A 733-nucleotide genomic window follows, 5' to 3' on the forward strand; every position below is an offset into this window, starting at 1 on the left:
AAAAAGCAAATTCCCATAGCATAAAGAGCACCAACTCTGACACATCGAGCAGGTAGCGCCTCAGTCCAACAAGCGATTATGCAACACAAACTACGTGTCGCATAAATACTAAAACGTTAGAGCACACGCAGCTGCACCGTGCAGCCCAAGGAAGATTGCATGCAAGATCAATTCGTCGCAGGCGCCGTCATTTATGCAAAAGACATTGAGCGTGTGAGCCATTTTTATTCAGCGCTTGCTGGCCTGCCAATTGTCCAGCAAGAGCCTGACTATGTGTTGCTTGAATCCGCAAAATTCCAACTCGTCGTGGTAGCCATCGCGCCATCAATCGCAAATCAAATCATCATCTCTTCGCCACCAGAACGTCGAGAGAACACAGCCATCAAAATTTGCTTTGCCGTTCATAACCTTGCCACAGCTCGGGAAACAGCTATACGTTTAGGTGGCGAGCTTAATAGCCCTGAACGCGAGTGGGCGTTTCAAGGCAATAAAGTCTGTGATGCTTATGATCCCGAAGGCAATATCTTTCAGGTTCGGGCCAGTATGCTCTAACAATTGGTTCAAATCGTTCGCTTCGCTCACTGGGACGGGCTAAAGCCCGCCCCTTAACCAAACGTTGGTATGACTCCCCACGTCAAGTTAAACCATAAAAATCTTTGCTTTTTTTCGAGCCATAATTTTCTCTTTTTAAGTTGAGTGAGTTAACGCATAGATGAAGCAAGTAATTTCGTCG

1 protein-coding gene is annotated in these 733 nt (G+C 46.4%); it reads left to right on the forward strand.

Going from position 1 to position 733, the window contains the following annotated elements:
* The first annotated feature begins 159 nt into the window (after positions 1-159).
* On the forward strand, positions 160-552 hold the full coding sequence (locus tag HC733_RS22500; protein ID WP_190367196.1) for a VOC family protein: 393 nt from the start codon (positions 160-162) through the stop codon (positions 550-552).
* Positions 553-733: the final 181 nt, after the last annotated feature.

The sequence above is a fragment of the Pseudoalteromonas sp. S16_S37 genome (assembly GCF_014694405.1).
Lineage (GTDB): Bacteria > Pseudomonadota > Gammaproteobacteria > Enterobacterales > Alteromonadaceae > Pseudoalteromonas.